14 protein-coding genes are annotated in these 15,995 nt (G+C 69.0%); 6 read left to right on the forward strand and 8 right to left on the reverse strand.

Going from position 1 to position 15,995, the window contains the following annotated elements:
* Positions 1-23: 23 nt before the first annotated feature.
* Both NF4_RS19350 and NF4_RS19355 read right to left on the reverse strand, forming a co-directional pair.
* On the reverse strand, positions 24-614 hold the full coding sequence (locus NF4_RS19350) for a hypothetical protein (RefSeq protein ID WP_232330559.1): 591 nt from the start codon (positions 612-614) through the stop codon (positions 24-26).
* 255 nt (positions 615-869) lie between these two features.
* Positions 870-1,787: an alpha/beta hydrolase gene (locus NF4_RS19355; RefSeq protein WP_084533278.1), complete on the reverse strand. Its 918-nt coding sequence runs from the start codon at positions 1,785-1,787 to the stop codon at positions 870-872.
* Between the two features lie 384 nt (positions 1,788-2,171).
* On the opposite strand from NF4_RS19355, the gene gnd reads away from it, so the two are divergent.
* Positions 2,172-3,617, forward strand: coding sequence for an NADP-dependent phosphogluconate dehydrogenase (gene gnd, locus NF4_RS19360; RefSeq protein ID WP_063128762.1), 1,446 nt, complete (start codon positions 2,172-2,174; stop codon positions 3,615-3,617).
* Positions 3,618-3,700: 83 nt separating this feature from the next.
* Complete coding sequence (locus NF4_RS19365) at positions 3,701-5,446, forward strand: N-acyl-D-amino-acid deacylase family protein (protein ID WP_063128764.1); 1,746 nt, start codon at positions 3,701-3,703, stop codon at positions 5,444-5,446.
* Positions 5,447-5,513: 67 nt separating this feature from the next.
* On the opposite strand, the gene NF4_RS19370 is transcribed toward NF4_RS19365, so the two are convergent.
* Complete coding sequence (locus tag NF4_RS19370) at positions 5,514-6,470, reverse strand: oxygenase MpaB family protein (RefSeq protein ID WP_063128766.1); 957 nt, start codon at positions 6,468-6,470, stop codon at positions 5,514-5,516.
* A 144-nt stretch (positions 6,471-6,614) separates the two neighbouring features.
* Between NF4_RS19370 and NF4_RS19375 the strand changes: the two genes are divergently transcribed.
* Positions 6,615-7,238 carry a TetR/AcrR family transcriptional regulator gene (locus NF4_RS19375; protein WP_063128940.1) on the forward strand — a complete coding sequence of 208 codons (624 nt, stop codon included), beginning with the start codon at positions 6,615-6,617 and terminating at the stop codon, positions 7,236-7,238.
* 322 nt (positions 7,239-7,560) lie between these two features.
* On the opposite strand, the gene NF4_RS19380 is transcribed toward NF4_RS19375, so the two are convergent.
* The 5 genes from NF4_RS19380 to NF4_RS19400 form a co-directional block, all read right to left on the reverse strand.
* Positions 7,561-9,765: a molybdopterin oxidoreductase family protein gene (locus tag NF4_RS19380; protein ID WP_063128768.1), complete on the reverse strand. Its 2,205-nt coding sequence runs from the start codon at positions 9,763-9,765 to the stop codon at positions 7,561-7,563.
* Positions 9,766-9,847: 82 nt separating this feature from the next.
* Positions 9,848-10,936, reverse strand: coding sequence for a Gfo/Idh/MocA family protein (locus tag NF4_RS19385; protein ID WP_063128770.1), 1,089 nt, complete (start codon positions 10,934-10,936; stop codon positions 9,848-9,850).
* A gap of 28 nt (positions 10,937-10,964) precedes the next feature.
* Complete coding sequence (locus NF4_RS19390) at positions 10,965-11,378, reverse strand: secondary thiamine-phosphate synthase enzyme YjbQ (protein ID WP_063128771.1); 414 nt, start codon at positions 11,376-11,378, stop codon at positions 10,965-10,967.
* An 11-nt stretch (positions 11,379-11,389) separates the two neighbouring features.
* A complete protein-coding gene (locus tag NF4_RS19395; protein WP_063128772.1) occupies positions 11,390-12,292 on the reverse strand; it encodes a Sir2 family NAD-dependent protein deacetylase in 903 nt (300 codons plus the stop codon).
* A gap of 55 nt (positions 12,293-12,347) precedes the next feature.
* On the reverse strand, positions 12,348-12,578 hold the full coding sequence (locus NF4_RS19400) for a hypothetical protein (RefSeq protein ID WP_063128773.1): 231 nt from the start codon (positions 12,576-12,578) through the stop codon (positions 12,348-12,350).
* Positions 12,579-13,014: 436 nt separating this feature from the next.
* Between NF4_RS19400 and NF4_RS19410 the strand changes: the two genes are divergently transcribed.
* The 3 genes from NF4_RS19410 to NF4_RS19420 all read left to right on the forward strand — a co-directional run bounded on the left by NF4_RS19410 (position 13,015) and on the right by NF4_RS19420 (position 15,901).
* Positions 13,015-13,782 (forward strand): MHYT domain-containing protein, encoded by a 768-nt coding sequence (locus NF4_RS19410; RefSeq protein WP_084533255.1) that lies wholly within the window; start codon positions 13,015-13,017, stop codon positions 13,780-13,782.
* Between the two features lie 105 nt (positions 13,783-13,887).
* The gene (locus NF4_RS19415) at positions 13,888-14,955 is read left to right on the forward strand and encodes a nucleoside hydrolase (protein WP_063128775.1); all 1,068 of its coding nucleotides are present in this window, start codon (positions 13,888-13,890) and stop codon (positions 14,953-14,955) included.
* Between the two features lie 124 nt (positions 14,956-15,079).
* Entirely contained in the window at positions 15,080-15,901 is an 822-nt protein-coding gene (locus tag NF4_RS19420) for an amidohydrolase family protein (protein WP_084533279.1), read from the forward strand.
* Positions 15,902-15,995: the final 94 nt, after the last annotated feature.

The following is a 15,995-nucleotide window of genomic DNA, read 5'->3' on the forward strand; positions in this document are numbered from 1 at the left end:
CGGGGGACTCGGACGGCCGGAACTCAGGCGAACAGGTCGCGGACGAACGGCGCCGAGTCGGGTAGCGAATCGTTCACGGCACCATCGTGATCGGTGGGGTACACCTTCAGCGTCACCGGCTGCCGGTTCGCCCCGAGCACCGCCGCGAACCGCAGCGTCTCCGGGGTGATCACATCGGTGTCGAGCAGTCCCTGCCCGAGGAAGAGTGGTCTGTCGTAGCCGGATTCCGGCAGGCCGAGATAACGGGTGAGCAGCCCGCGCAGATCCGGGATATCGGCCAACGGCCGGGTGAAGAGGTCTCCGATCACCACACCGTGGGTCACCAGTTCGTCACCGAACGGGGACAGGCATTCGGTGCGCGCGCGTTCCAGACAGTACCGGCCGGAATCGGTGAGCAAGGATTCGATGTCCAGCTCGGGGTAGGTGGTGCGCAGGCCGTTGAGCAGGTACAGCGCGTAGCCGTGACGCCACCGCGTGCCCGCCGGGCAGCCCGGCGATCGCCGTCGCCAGCAGCGCGGTGACCGCGGCCGTACCGAATATCCGCATGATCTTCCTTTCGCCGGATCACCCACCGGTGCCGTGCCGCGTCGGGCGGTACCCGCCCAGTCTTTCACCTGGACGAACGACCAGTCATATCGGCATGCCGTCCGGCCCGCGAAGACCGGAAGAACGGGTAAGGCAGGTCCGGCCGTATCAATCCCGCCCCCGAGCAGGGTATTGGCGACGACCGATCGATTCTCGGCGGCGGGATGACGAGTTCGAGGTGACCGTGCCGCTCAGCTCGCGGGGTCCAGGGCGGCGGCGGGCCGGTTGGCCGCCACCGCCGATCCGCCCGGCGGCCGACGGAGACCGGCGGGCGGCTCAGGGGGTCAGGCGCCGATGGCCCGCGCCAGATGCGGCCACGAATCGTGCAGGTCGTATTCGAACTGACCCCAGGTGTGCGCGCCGGCCGGGCGGTCGATGTGCACCGCGCCGATGCCGAGTTCCTCCAGACGGCCGGCGAAGGCCGAGGTGCAGGCGGCGGCAACGGCTTCGACCGGCGGGAACCCCCAGCCCCGGTCGATCTCGCCGGGCATACCCGACGCGGCGGAGAGGTACACGGTCTTTCCGGCCAGCCGGGCGGCGTGCGCGAACGCGTCGTGGGCCTGCCAGCCCGCGGACCCCGGCGGACCCCACATCTTGCCCGGATCGGCGCCGCCCCGCACCACCTGCGCGCTGACCATCGCGATTCCCGCGGCGTCGGCGGACCACGGACATCCGCTGTAGGACGCGACCGCCTCGTAGCGGTCCGGCGCCTGGATGGCGAGGTCCACGGCCGACCCGCCACTCATCGACACCCCGGCGATCGCATTGCGTCCGGTGGTGCCGAACCGGGCGTCCACGACCGACGGCAGCTCCCGGGTCAGGTAGGTCTGCCAGCGGGCGCGGCCGACCACCGGATCGTCGGTGTGCCAGTCGGTGTACATCGAGTAGGCACCGCCGATCGGCATCACCACGTTCACGTTCTTGTCCCCGAAGAACTGGCGGACATCGGTATCGTCCCACCAGGAGATACCGTCGGCACCGCCACCGATCCCGGTCAGCAGGTACACCGTGGGCGCCGGTCCCCCATCCGGCGCGGGGATGACCCGGTTGGTCACCACGGTGTCCATGGCAGGTGAGTACACCTCGAGCAGTATCGCGCGACCGTCGATCGGTTTCTCCGCGTCGACCCGCGGCCCCGGGGCGGCCGCGGCGGGTTGGACGGTGAACAGGGACGCCGCGACAGTCAGTACCGCGGTCGACATCGTGAGCAAGAATTTGTACCGCACCCCTCCGGTGTACCCATTCGCGCACCGGATCGTCGCCGGACTTCTACGGTTCATCCATTGCGCGCCAGTATGTCTCGCGGTCGTTCACGAAAAGCCGCTGCTCGGTCCGGGTACCTCCGGAGCCACTCGGCAGGAGAACGCCGGGCCACGCGGCCGGGATGCTCCGGTACGGCGACCCCACCGCCGGCGGGCCCGGCCCGGCCGTGCGGATCGGTTGTCGGCGGGTCTGCGCACGGCCCGGCGGGGCCACCCGGTAGAAAGAACACAGGGCACACGCCGGACGCGCGGCCGGTCTCCACGATCATCGCGGCCCGGTGGACCCGCCGAAATGTTGGAACAGTCGAACGAAAGAGCTGGTTCATGACTTCCTCCGCAGCGCGTGCACAGATCGGGGTCACCGGCCTGGCGGTGATGGGCAGCAATATCGCCCGCAACTTCGCCAAGCACGGCTACACGGTGGCACTGCACAATCGCAGTGTCGCCAAAACCGACGCGCTGCTCGCTGCGCACGGCGACGACGGCGATTTCGTTCGCACCGAGACCATCGCCGAGTTCGTCGCCGCGCTGGAGAAGCCGCGCCGGGTGCTCATCATGGTGAAGGCCGGCGACGCCACCGACGCGGTGATCGAAGAACTCGCGGGCGCGATGGAAACCGGCGACATCATCATCGACGGCGGGAACGCCCTCTACACCGACACCATCCGGCGCGAGGCCGCGCTCCGGGCCCGCGGCCTCAACTTCGTCGGCGCCGGCATCTCCGGCGGCGAGGAGGGGGCCCTCAACGGACCGTCGATCATGCCGGGCGGACCCGCGGAATCCTACGAATCGCTGGGACCGCTGCTGGAGTCCATCGCCGCCCAGGTGGACGGCACCCCGTGCTGCACGCATATCGGCCCGGACGGGTCCGGTCATTTCGTGAAGATGGTGCACAACGGTATCGAATACGCCGATATGCAGCTCATCGGTGAGGCGTACCACCTGTTCCGGGCCGCACTGGACCTGGATCCGAAGCAGATCGCCGATATCTTCACCCAGTGGAACTCCGGCGAGCTGGAGAGCTACCTGGTGGAGATCACCGCCGAGGTGCTGAACCAGGTCGACGCGTTGACCGGGAAGCCGCTGGTCGATGTGATCGTGGACGCGGCCGAGCAGAAGGGCACCGGACGCTGGACCGTGAAATCCGCGCTCGATCTGGGTGTTCCGGTGACCGGTATCGCCGAGGCCGTGTTCGCCCGGGCACTGTCGGGGTCTCGGGGGCAGCGCGCCGCGGCCGTGGGACTCGCCGCCGGCGAACTCGCCGCCAAGCCCACCGATATCGCGCAGTTCACCGAGGACATCCGGCAGGCCCTCTACGCCTCCAAGGTCGTGGCCTACGCCCAGGGGTTCGATCAGATCGCCGCCGGCAGTGCCGAATACGGCTGGGATCTCACTCCCGGCGATCTGGCCACCATCTGGCGCGGCGGCTGCATCATCCGGGCCCGCTTCCTGAATCGCATCAAAGAGGCCTACGAAACCGATCCGACGCTGCCGAGCCTGATCCTCGCGCCGTACTTCCGGGACGCGATCGAGACGGCGATCGACAGCTGGCGGCGGGTGGTCTCGACCGCCACGCTGCTCGGTATCCCGGTGCCGGCATTCGGCTCCTCGCTGTCCTACTACGACGCGTTGCGCGCCGAACGGCTGCCCGCCGCACTCACCCAGGCCCAGCGCGATTTCTTCGGCGCGCACACCTACGAGCGGGTCGACGCCGAGGGCAAGTTCCATACGCTGTGGAGCGAGGACCGTTCCGAGGTCCCGGCGGGCTGAACACCGGGTCGCCGGGCGGGGCGGTCCGCCCGGCGACGCACACGTCCTCTTGACTCCGGTCATCCGACCAGTTGCAATGAGGTGTGAGCTACGACACGATCATCAAGGGTGGCCGCTGGTTCGACGGTACCGGCGCGGCGTCCGCGATTCGCCATCTCGGACTGCGCGGCGACCGGGTCGTCACCGTATCCGCGGAACCGCTCGACGAGACCGGCTGTCCGGATGTGGTGGACGCGGCGGGCAAATGGGTCCTGCCGGGAATGATCGATATCCACACCCACTACGACATCGAGGTACTGAAGTCCCCGGCGCTGTCGGAATCGGTCCGGCATGGCATCACCACGGTGCTGCTGGGCTCGTGCTCACTGTCCACCGTGCATATCGACCCCACCGGCGCGGGCGATATCTTCGGTCGCGTAGAGGCCATTCCGCGCCGCCATGTGATCGATACGCTCGACGAGACCAAGACCTGGTCCTGCGCCCGCGAGTACGTGGCCGCCCTCGAGCAGCTGCCACTGGGCCCGAATATCGCGGCCATGCTGGGCCATTCGGATATCCGGACCGCCCGCCTCGGCCTGGACCGCGCCACGCGCAAAAAGGTCCGCCCCACCCGCGCGGAGCTGGCGGATATGGAGGCGGCGCTGCACGAGGCACTCGACGCCGGATTCCTCGGTATGTCGGCGCAGCAACTGCTGTTCGACAAGGTCGACGGCGAGACCTGCCGTTCACGTACGCTGCCGTCCACCTATGCGCGGGCGAAGGAGCGCCGCCGCCTCAATGCGATCCTGCGCCGGCGCGGCCGGGTTCTGCAGGGCGGGCCGGATATCACGTCACCGCGCAGCCTCGGGGCGATGATCTTCAGCAGCCTGGGTATCGGGCGCCGCAAGCTCAAGACCAGCCTGCTGTCCGCCGCCGATATCAAGGCCAACCCGTTCGCCGTCGTCCTGATCGGCACACTGGCGCGGCTGGTGAATGCGCTCGGCGGGGATTTCCGCTGGCAGCATCTGCCCGTGCCGTTCGAGGTGTACGCCGACGGTATCGATCTGGTGATCTTCGAGGAGTTCGGGTCCGGCGCGGCGGCCCTGCACCTGGCCGACCGGGTGGAGCGTGACGCGCTGCTCGCCGACGAGGCCTACCGCCGCCGCTTCCGCAAGGACTACGACGCGAAATTCGGGCTGCGGGTCTGGCACCGCGACTTCTTCGACGCCGAGATCGTGAGCTGCCCGGACGAGGAGGTCGTGGGTAAGACCTTCGGACAGGTCGGGGTGGACCGAGGCGGGCTGCACCCGGTGGACGCCTTCCTCGACCTGGTACTCGAACACGGCACCAAACTGCGCTGGCGCACCACCATATCGAACCACCGGCCCGAGATCCTGGACCGCTTCGCCGCCCATCCCGGAATCCAGCTCGGCTTCTCCGACGCGGGCGCCCATCTGCGGAATATGGCCTTCTACAATTTCGGGCTCCGCTTCCTGCGCCGGATGTACCGGGCCGAACAGGCGGGCACTCCGGTGATCCCACTTGAGCGGGCGGTGCACCGGCTCACCGGCGAACTCGCCGACTGGTACGACATCGACGCCGGTCGCCTGCGCGAAGGCGATCGCGCCGATCTGGTCGTGATCGATCCGGCGGGGCTCGACGATTCGCTCGACGCCTACGCCGAGAGCCCGGTGGCCCAGTACGGCGGACTGGAGCGGATGGTCAACCGCAACGACGCCGCCGTCTCGGCGGTGTACATCGGCGGGCGGTACGTCTTCGGTGACGGTACCGCCGATCCGGCCCTGGGCAGCACTCGTACCGGACGCTTCCTGCGGGCCGGGCAGCGTTGAGATAGTTCCGGGGAGTTCTCGATCGTTGTCACGGTGTCCCCTCGGCGATGGTCGGCGCCGGAAGTGCTCAGCGCCGGTCGGCGGGTACCGCGAAGGATTCGAGACCGTAGCGGCGGCAGGCGGCTACGAGTTTCTCGTACTGGAAGCGGTTGTAGGCCAGGGGTTGCATCAGCAACCGGTCGGGCAGCGTCCGCCAGGCGAGCCGCAACAGCCACACGTAGAGCGCGAATTCCATGTCGTGGCGTGGTGTGAGCTCGAATCCGGTGAGCTGCTGCACGGCCGGATGCATGGCTTTGGACGAGCACACCTGGATCACGTGCCCGGCCACCGGTCGCAGCACCAGCCACATCGGGGTCAGTGCCCGGCGAGCCGGCGGCGGCAGCCCGAGGGTCGGCAGCGGCAGTTTCGTCAAGTCGGCGAACTTCTGGACCAGGAACGGATTCTCGGCCAGTTCCTGGGTCGCCATCTGGTCGTAGTAGGTGCGCGCCGCGGCGAGATCGGCCGGCAGTTTCCCGGCGGCGCCGGGCAGTTCGAGATCGGCGAATGCGGCCCGCAACTGCTGATAGGCCGCTTCCTCCTCTTCCGGGCGCAGTTCGGTCCCGGTGCAGTAGGTGAAGGTGTTCAGCACGACGAAGATGCCGCTCACCGCGATCCATTTCCAGGTGAAGGGATTCAGCGCGCTGTACTTGACCTCGCCGAACGCCGCGCTGCCGGACCCACGGACATCGCGGTGCCTGAGTTTGAGCCATTCGGCTTCGGCGCGGCGGTCGTCGGAGTCACCCCACAGCGCGATCATCGCCGAGACGCCGCTGCGGACCCCGCGATCGGCGAAGTTCTCCTCGAACCGGCCGGTCCGGTCCACGGCGGCGGCCACCGGGACCAGCGCTACCTGGTCGAAGGCGGCGCCGGCGAAGGCGCCGGCCAGGACGCTACCGGAATGTTTGCGAAATTCACGCAGTACCTCGGGCCGGACTCGGGGGTCGGTCGACTCTTCGGCGGTGCGCTCCGTTGCGTGGGTCGCCATCTCGTCACCTCGGGGCGGGGAAGAAAAAGGGAAATGATAGATTTAACGCCTGCATTCTATCATTCGGTCGCCGTGGAAACCATGGTCGGCGCGCGGATCCGGTGCCCACGCCGGGTGCGGCGGCAAGGCGGTAGGCTGATCCGAATGGAATCAACGGCTGCGCAGTGGACCGAACTGCAGCAGTTGGACACCAGATCCCGCATGATCGTCGACGCCGCGCGCGAATGTTTCGCCGTGCACGGGTTCGAGGAGACGACCATGGTGCGGATCGCCGAGGTCGCGGGCGTCGGCGTGGCCACCGTCTATCGTCGTTTCGGCACGAAATCCGCGATCGTCCGGTACGCGCTCATGGCCGAATCGCAGCGGCTGGCAACGATCGTCGCCGATGCGATGCACCGGTCCGCGGGCCCGGTCGGGGCGCTGGCGGATATGTTCGCCGCGTTCGTCGGCGAGGCCACCGCACCCAAGCTGCTGACCCGCAGCCTGCGCGTTTCCGGCGCGGCCGGCCAGCTCACCGATTTCCTCGCCGACGACGACGTCATCCAGCAGGGCCGCGGGCTGGTCGCGCGGTTCCTGACCTATTGGCAGGAGCGCGGCGAACTCGGCAGTTTCGACCCGGAGGTGGTGGCCGAACTCTTCGTCCGGCTCACTGTCTCGTTCATCTCCAACCCGCGCGGCGTGCTGCCGCTCGGAGATACCGACGCGGCCCGCGCCTTCGCCCGCCGCTACCTCGCCCCGCTGATGTATCCCCATCCCGGTAGCAACTGAACGCCCTTCGGGGCGGGGCCGATCGGCGGCGGCACCGGCCGGTCCTACCGAAGATGCGGGTACCGGATCCGAGCCGATCCGCCAGGGCCGCAACCGGTCCACCGGCCGGTGCACCGCGGGCCCGGGACATGGCGACTCCTGGCGCGGCGGCCCGCGTCATCTAGGAGGACCGCATCGGCGAACTTCCACAGTGATAGTTAATCCAGCGCTAGGCTATCAATTGTTCGGGTGACCGGCGCGGACCAGCCATATCCGATCGATGAAACAGGGTCGGAGAATCTCGGCCGCCGTCCTCTCGATCCGCAACCGCGGAGGAGCCGGATCAGGCGGGCGTCACCGACACCGGGACGCCGTTGAACACGGCGTTACCGGAAGGGACGTCCAGCACCGAATCGTCGGTCAGCGCATTGGCGTTGACACCGGCGTGCTGCCGCGCCACCTGCTGAGAGCTGGTCGCATGCCCCCAGCCGTGCGGCAGGCTCACCACCCCCGGCATGATCGAATCGGTGGGCTCGATCGGCACCGTGACCGACCCGGCCGCGGATTTCACCAGCGCCTGCTCCCCCAGTCCGAGCCGGGCGATATCGTCGGGATGGATCTGCAGGGTGCAGCGATTCGTCCCGCCCACCAACCGAGGCGCATTGTGCATCCAGCTGTTGTTGGAGCGTAGGTGGCGGCGCCCGATCAGCACCATCTCCGCCGGCGCGGTCGCGAATCGGGCACGCAGGCGGTCGAGATCGGCCAGCAGCGCCGCCGGCGCCAGCTCCACCGTCCCCGAGGCGGTCCGCAGCACTTCGGACAGGCGCGAACGCAGCGGACCGAGGTCGAGACCGTGCGGATTGTCCAGCAGAGTACGCAGATTCAGGTGGCCACCGTTCCATTCGCCGTAGGGTCCCAGCCGCAACATCAGGTCCAGACGCTGTTCGGTACTCGTACCACCGGTGAGCTCGTGCCGTCGCTGTTCGAGACCGGCCTGCTGCAGCGTGGTGCCGATGACGAGCTCGTCGAACGCGGTCAGCGGATCGTAATCCGCGGTAGGGGTGTGCGGCCGGCCGCTCACCGCCGCCGCCAGCCGGACATAGACCGCGGCCTCCGACGGCCGGTCCCTCAGCGGCACCAGCGGCGGCGAGAACCGGGCGTAGTTGCGGACCGCGAACTGCAGCAGCGCGAAATCGTAGTGCGGGGACTGCACCGGACGCGGCGGCGGCAGGATCACATCGGCGTGCCTGGTGGTCTCGTTGAGATAGCAGTCCAGGCTCACCATGAAGTCCAGTCCCGCGAACGCGGCGTCCAGCCGGGCGCCGCCCGGCGCCGACAGCACCGGGTTGCCCGCCGCCGTGATCAGCGCCCGCACCTGCCCGTCGCCGGGGGTGGTGATCTCGTCGATCAGGGTGGCCACCGGCAGTTCACCCATCGACTCGGGCAGGTCGCGTACGCGGCTGCGCCAGCGGCCCGGCCGGAACGGTTTGGTGCGCACGATCCCGCGGACCGCGGCCGTCGCGAACATGGCGCCGCCGGGAGTGTCGAGATTGCCGGTGAGCACGTTGATCACGTCCACCAGCCACTGGGTCACCGTGCCGAATTCGGCGGTGCAGGTACCGATCCGGGCGTACACCACCGCGGTCGGAGCGGCCGCGAGTTCGCGCGCGAGCCGGCGGACGGTCTCGGCGGGCACCCCGGTGCGCGCGGCCACGGTCTCCGGATCGAATTCCGCGGCCGCGGCCCGCACCTCGTCCAGGCCCGTGACCGCGACACCGACGTCGGTCAGCCCCTCGGCGAAAAGGGTGTGCACGATCCCGAACAGCAGATACGCGTCGGTACCCGGCCGCACGAAGAGGTGCTCGTCGGCGCGGGCGGCCGTGCGGGTCCGGCGGGGATCCACCACGACCAGGCGGCCGCCCCGCGTCCGAAGTGCCTGTAACCGGCCCGGGAAGTCCGGCGCGGTGCACAGGGAACCGTTCGACTCCAAGGGGTTGGCGCCCAGCATCAGCACGTAATCGGAGCGGTCCAGATCCGGGACCGGCACGGCGAGCGGATCCCCGAACATCAGCCCGCAGGCCACCTGTTTGGGCATCTGGTCGGCGGTGCTGGCGGAGAACACGTTCTTCGTCCCCAATGCCCGGATCAGCGCCGGTGCGTACAGGGTTCCGGCGATGGTATGCGCATTGGGGTTGCCCAGATACAGCGCGATCGCCTGAGCGCCGTACTCGGCCCGGATCGCCGGGATGCGCGCGGCGATCAGATCGAATGCCTCCGCCCAGCCCACGGTCCGCCACGAGCCGGTGGCACGGTCCCGGACCATGGGTTCGGTGAGGCGATCGGGGTCGCCGTCGAGTTGCCCGAAACTGGCCCCTTTGGGGCACAGGAAGCCCTTGCTGAACGGATCCAGCTTGTCACCCCGCGCCCCGGTCACCCGATCCTGCGAGTCGACGGTCAGCTCCAGGCCGCAGACCGCCTCGCACAACGGGCAGGTGCGCAGCAGGTTCCGGACGGTGGTATCGGGTGCGGCGGGGTTCGGTGCGACCATGCCACCATCATCACTCTTTGAGACACCGGACAGAAGGTGTATTGAGAGAATTCGGATAGATCTGCCGCATGGACGGCCTCGGTCACCAGAGCCCCGGACCCGCCGATCCGGAGGCGCCACCGAGGGACACAATGACACCTTTCGCCGCCGATTCGCGGGCGGCCTCGAGAACCCGCAGGCCCGCCAGGGCGTCGGCGGGGTCGACCGGTACCGGCGCACCATCCAGGACGGCGGCGGCCGTGGCCGCGTAGAAGGCGGGATAATCACCGGGCAGGGTAGGGTACGGCGCCGGGTCGTCACCGGCGCCGAGCACACCGTAATCCGCTTCGTCGGCCTCTCCCCACGGTGTCCCGTCGCCCGGGCGGTGCCCGGCGCGCAAGGCCGCCTCCTGGGGGTCCAGTCCGTGCACCTCGTAGCCTGCGCGGTCTCCGAGGACCCGGAAGCGGGGACCCAGCAGCGGGGCCACCGCACTCGCCCACAGGTGGGAGTGCACACCGCCGGTATGGGTCAGGGCGAGGAACATATCGTCGTCGGTGCTGACCCCCGGGCGGCGATGGGCCAGCTCGCAGTAGACGCTCGCGGCCGGGCCGAACAGGGTGAGCGCCTGGTCGACCAGGTGACTGCCCAGGTCGTACAGGATCCCGGCGGCATCGGCCGGGCCGCCCAGTTCGCGCCAGCCGCCCTTGGGCACCGGACGCCAGCGCTGGAACCGCGATTCGAAGCGGCGCACCGGGCCCAGCGCGTCCTCGGCCACCAGCCGGCGCACCGTCCGGAAATCGCCGTCCCAGCGCCGGTTCTGGAAAACGGTCAGCACTCCCCCGGCGCCCCGGGCGTAGCGCAGCAGATCCTCGGCTTCCGCGACGGTCACCGCGAAGGGTTTGTCGACCACCACCGCCGCCCCGGCCGCGAGCGCCCGCCGGGCCAGTTCGGCGTGCACGCGGTTGGGTGCGGCGACCACGACCAGATCGATCCCGGACATATCGGCGAAAAGACTGTCGGCATCGGGCAGTACGCGCACCCCGGGGTGCTCCTGTCGCGCCTGCTCCGCCCGCTGCGCGGAGCCGGTCACCACCGCGGCCAGCCGGAGCCGGGGTTCGGCGGCCACGAGTGGGGCGTGGAACACCGCACCGGCCAGCCCGTATCCGATGATGGCGACTCCGAGACTGCTCATACCCGCCGACGTTACCCGGCGGGCGCGTTCATCCCACGGAGGTCAGGAACGACAACCGCACCTCACGCTCCGGATTGTCGATATTGATATCGACCAGCGCGATGGACTGCCAGGTGCCCAGTGCCGGTTCGCCGTCCAGGACCGGAACGGTCGCGTACGGGGCGATGAGCGCGGGCATCACGTGGGAGCGGCCGTGTCCGGGCGACCCGTGCGCGTGCCGCCACCGGTCGTCGGCCGGGAGCAGGTCCCGCAGGGCGGCCAGCAGATCGTCGTCACTGTGGGCGCCCAGTTCCAGGATCGCGATCCCGGCGGTGGCGTGCGGTACGAAGATGTGCAGGAGCCCGTCGCCGCCGGCGTCGTTCACGAACGCCCGGCACTGCGGGGTGATGTCATGGACCACTTCGCTGCGGCCGGTGTGCACCGCGATGACTGTGCTGCGCATATCCGGGCAGCCTACGCGGGCCCGGCCGGACCGGCCGTGGGACGCGCGCCCCGGATCCGGTAGCGCTCGGCGAGTCCGGACAGTACCGGTGAGCAGCCGGCGTCCAGCCGCCGGTCGGCGAGGCCGTCGCTGCGGGTGGCGCCGCGATTCACGATCACCACTGTGCCGCCGTTGCGGGCGACCCGGTGCACGAAACGACGGCCCGACAGCACGGTCAGGCTGGACCCGGCCACCACGATCACGTCCGCCGCGTCCACCAGTTCGTAGGCGGCCGCGACCCGTTCCGGCGGCACGCTCTCCCCGAAGTAGACGATATCGGGCTTCCACATCCCGCCGCACCGCGCGCAATCCACCATCCGGAATCCGCTGGTGTCCTCGACCACGGCGTCGGCGTCGGGCGCCACTTCGAGGCCGGTCACCGAAGCGGTCGCAAAACCCGGATTGGCCTGTTCCAGCCGATCGGCCAGCACCATCCGGGAAATGCGGGCTCCGCAACCCAGACAGCGCACCTGGGCATAGCTGCCGTGCAGATCGATCACCCGGCGGCTACCCGCCTTAGTGTGCAGCAGATCGACGTTCTGGGTGATCACGCCGGTGACCGTGCCCCGGCGCTCCAATTCGGCCAGGGCCCGGTGGCCGGCATTGGGACGGGCGGCGTCCATGTACCGCCAGCCCACATGATTACGCGCCCAATAGCGCTGCCGGAATACCGGATCACCGACGAACTGCTGGTAGGTCATCGGTGTCCGTGGTGGGGAGTCCGGTCCGCGGTAGTCGGGGATACCACTGTCGGTGGAGATCCCCGCGCCGGTGAGTACGACCGTGGGCCGGTCGCCGATCAGCTCGACGAGATCGTCGAGGGCATCGGGCCAGGAGTCCGGGTGCGGCGGGGTGAGCAGTGCCGTTTCGGGCATACCCCGAGCGTACGTGCCGATCCGGCCCCGCCCACCCGGGGCCGGAGAGCACCGCTCAGGTCTGGACGCCGGCGAGTTTGCCCGCTTCCGCGTCGAGACCGAGCATGGCCAGCAGATTGCGGCAGTCGGCGGCATCGGTGGCGTGGCCGGCCACGATCCGGGCCGCGACGGCGCTGCGGCGGGCGGCCTCGGCGCGTTCGGCACTGCGGATTTCGGCGAATTCGGCCAGATCGGCCTCGGGAAGAGCGTGTTCGACGGCGGTGGGACGGCTGGATGTGCCAGGCATGGGTCTCCTTCGAGTTGTCCGAAGCCTACGCCGAGGGCCGATGACGCACAGCACAACCGAAAACTCGAGCCGGCCGCGGGAGCACACCCGCCCGAACCGCATCACCTGCGCCGATCAGGACACGGACCGGTGTCACGGCCGCACCGCCGGCCATCGGGACCCAGAAGAGTTGGGCGGCATGGGCACCGGAAACGACATGCCGGACGATTGCCGGGATCGATAGCAGGAAATCGGGTAATGTGCTCCACGTCATAGCGCGACCGCGGGGACATCGTCGCGCCGATTTCATGTCACAAGTGCGCCGATGTCATTTTCACGGCGCTTGTTTTTTACGACATAAGTCCTCTAAATTCACCTCCTGCACGTTCACCAATTTGGAATGCTCGTGTTCCGCTGTTGCGGGGGCGGGATTCCACCCCAGCGAGGAGGTTCACCGGTGGAGATCGACCACTTCAGCCATGGCTGGCTCACTCCCGTGGTCGCGTACATCATGTCGTTCACCGGATCGTTGCTCGCGCTACGGTGTATGAGCCGCGTACGCAGCGGATCACCGTTCGACGGCTGGCTCATCGCGGCATCGGTCGCCCTCGGCGGCACGGGCATCTGGGTCATGCACTTCATCGCCATGCTGGGTTTCCGGATCGACGGCGCCGCCATCCGTTACGACGTACCCGTCACCCTGGTCAGCGCCGTGATCGCCATGGTCGTGGTCTGGCTCGGACTGTGCCTGGCCCAGCAGCGGCGGCTGGGCGGTCAGAGCCTGCTGGTCGGCGGCGTGGTCACCGGGCTCGGCGTGGGCGCGATGCACTACGCCGGTATGTACGCCATGAAGACCGATGTCGAGATCGGTTACGAATGGTCGACCGTGGCGTTGTCCATGGTGATCGCCGTGATCGCCGCGACCGCCGCGCTCTGGTTCACCCTCAATGTGCGCGGCGCGCTGGCCACCGTGGGCGCCGCCCTGGTGATGGGCGTCGCCGTGGCCGGTATGCACTACACCGGTATGTACGCCATGCACCTGGGCGAACAGCACCATATGGCGCCCTCCGGCGCCGGCGCCGCCCAGCTGCTGACCCCGCTGATCGTCGGTGTCAGCCTGCTGACCGTGGGCATGCTGTTCCACCTGGGCCTGACCGAGGTGAGCGGTGGCGCCTCTCTTACGCGCCGCCCTGCCACCGACAACTACTGGCCCACCCGGGACTGACCGGAGGTCGTCCATATCGCGACATTTCGGCGAATTGACCGAAATGCGTCACTGTGACACGACCCGTGCCGGATCCGCTGCCGTGTCCCCCGATAGTGTCATGGGGTGCGGCAGCGGATCATCCTGGACGTGGACACCGGCGTGGACGATTCCCTCGCCCTGCTCTATCTGCTCGCCAGCCCGGACGCCGAGATCATGGGGATCGCCTCCACCGCCGGGAATGTGCCCGCGGCCCAGGTCGCGATCAACAATCTCGCCTGGCTCGAGCTGGCCCGGGCCCCGGAGATCGAGGTGGCCCTCGGGGCGGCCGAACCGCTCGAGATCCCGTTGCGCACCACCGAGGACACCCACGGACCGCACGGCGTCGGCTACGCCGAACTCCCCGCCCCGACACGGCGCATCTCCGATCGCAGCGCGGCGCGGATGTGGGTTAATCTGGCACGCCGCCATCCCGGGGAGCTCCTCGGGCTGTGCACCGGGCCGCTCACCAATCTCGCCCTCGCACTCCGCGAGGAACCCGAGCTGCCCCGGTTGCTGCGCCGGCTCGTGATCATGGGCGGGGCGTTCGACCACCCCGGCAACACCACACCCACCAACGAGTGGAACATCCACGTCGACCCCGAGGCCGCGAAAGTCGTCTTCGACGCCTTCTCCGCCGCCCCGCCGGACCGCCGTCCGCTGATCTGCGCCCTCGATATCACCGAAACCATCGAGATGCGGCCCGCCCATCTGATCAGGCTGGCCGAGCGGGCGGGCAGCCACCCGATCGAGACGGTATCGCCCACCGACCCGCCCACGGCGCGTTCGGCGGCGAGCAACCCGATCATCCGGTACCTGACCGACGCGGTCCGCTTCTACTTCGATTTCCACCACGGGTACGACCTCGGCTATCTGGCCCATATGCACGACCCGTTCGCGGCCGCGGTGGCCCTGGACCCGGCGCTGGCGCGCACCCGGCCCGCCACCGTGGACGTCGAGCTCACGGGCACACTCACGCGGGGCGCGACCATCGCCGACCGGGCCGGGATGTGGGGGCGGCCGCCCAACGCCGATATCGTCGTCGGCACCGACCCCGTGCGCTTCTTCGACCGCATGATCGCCCGGATCGGCGATCACGCACGCACCGTATATCCCGGCGAGCCGGTCGGCGAGCCCGTCGGCCGACGGCGATGAGATACCGGCCGCACTCTGCTCGATCCGATCGAGAGGTACGAACGTGAACTCTTCCGGAGCACACGAGATTCCGGCCGACGAGGCGTATCTGGCGGAGTTCCGGCAGCGGCTGGGTCTGCCGGGAATGATCGATGTGCACACCCATTTCATGCCGCACCGGGTGCTGCGCAAGGTCTGGGCGTATTTCGACGATGCCGGGCCGCTCACCGGGCGCCCCTGGCCGATCACCTATCGCGCCGACGAACCGGTCCGGCTGGAGACGCTGCGCCGCTTCGGGATCCGCGCGTTCACCGCACTGGTGTACCCGCATCGACCGGAGATGGCGGCATGGCTGAACGAGTGGACCGCGGAATTCGCCGCCGAGGTGCCGGAATGCCTGCACACCGCCACGTTCTACCCCGAGCCGAGTGCGGCGGGATACGTGGCTGCGGCGGTGGACCAGGGTGCGCGGGTGTTCAAGTCGCATATCCAGGTCGGCGCCTACGACCCCCGTGACCCCCTGCTCGACCCGGTCTGGGGCCTCCTCGAGGACGCCGGCGTACCCACCGTCATCCACTGCGGTTCCGGCCCGGCGCCCGGCGCGTTCACCGGGCCCGAGCCGGTCGCCGAGGTGCTGCGGCGGTTTCCGCGCCTGCCCCTGATCGTGGCGCATATGGGTATGCCCGAATACCGCGATTTCCTCGACCTCGCCGACCGGTATTCCGGTGTTTCGCTGGACACCACGATGGCGTTCACCGATTTCGCCGAGGCCGATGTCCCGTTCCCGGTGGCCGACCGGCACCGTTTGCTCGACCACGGCCACCGGATCATGTTCGGTAGCGATTTCCCGAATATCCCGTACCCGTACCGGCACGCCGTCCAGGCCCTGGAACGACTCGAGCTGGGCGACGACTGGTTGCGCCGGGTCTGCTACCGCAATGCCGCCGACCGGTTCGGCCTACCCTGACGGGGATCTCGGCAGCCCCGGCGTCGATGCGGTCCGGTGTCGGGCCGGTCGTTCCGTCCCGGCTCCCACCGGCACGGCCGGATCATCCGGCGTA

Source organism: Nocardia fusca NBRC 14340, assembly GCF_001618425.1.
Lineage (GTDB): Bacteria > Actinomycetota > Actinomycetes > Mycobacteriales > Mycobacteriaceae > Nocardia > Nocardia fusca.

What these genes read in the sequence shown, in the direction of transcription:
- gnd (WP_063128762.1), top strand. Translation starts at nt 2,172, where the DNA reads ATGACTTCCTCCGCAGCGCGTGCACAGATCGGGGTCACCGGCCTGGCG.
- NF4_RS19370 (WP_063128766.1), bottom strand. Translation starts at nt 6,470, where the DNA reads ATGGCGACCCACGCAACGGAGCGCACCGCCGAAGAGTCGACCGACCCC.
- NF4_RS19375 (WP_063128940.1), top strand. Translation starts at nt 6,615, where the DNA reads ATGGAATCAACGGCTGCGCAGTGGACCGAACTGCAGCAGTTGGACACC.
- NF4_RS19390 (WP_063128771.1), bottom strand. Translation starts at nt 11,378, where the DNA reads ATGCGCAGCACAGTCATCGCGGTGCACACCGGCCGCAGCGAAGTGGTC.
- NF4_RS19395 (WP_063128772.1), bottom strand. Translation starts at nt 12,292, where the DNA reads ATGCCCGAAACGGCACTGCTCACCCCGCCGCACCCGGACTCCTGGCCC.
- NF4_RS19420 (WP_084533279.1), top strand. Translation starts at nt 15,080, where the DNA reads ATGATCGATGTGCACACCCATTTCATGCCGCACCGGGTGCTGCGCAAG.
- NF4_RS19355 (WP_084533278.1), bottom strand. Translation starts at nt 1,787, where the DNA reads ATGTCGACCGCGGTACTGACTGTCGCGGCGTCCCTGTTCACCGTCCAA.
- NF4_RS19380 (WP_063128768.1), bottom strand. Translation starts at nt 9,765, where the DNA reads ATGGTCGCACCGAACCCCGCCGCACCCGATACCACCGTCCGGAACCTG.
- NF4_RS19385 (WP_063128770.1), bottom strand. Translation starts at nt 10,936, where the DNA reads ATGAGCAGTCTCGGAGTCGCCATCATCGGATACGGGCTGGCCGGTGCG.
- NF4_RS19400 (WP_063128773.1), bottom strand. Translation starts at nt 12,578, where the DNA reads ATGCCTGGCACATCCAGCCGTCCCACCGCCGTCGAACACGCTCTTCCC.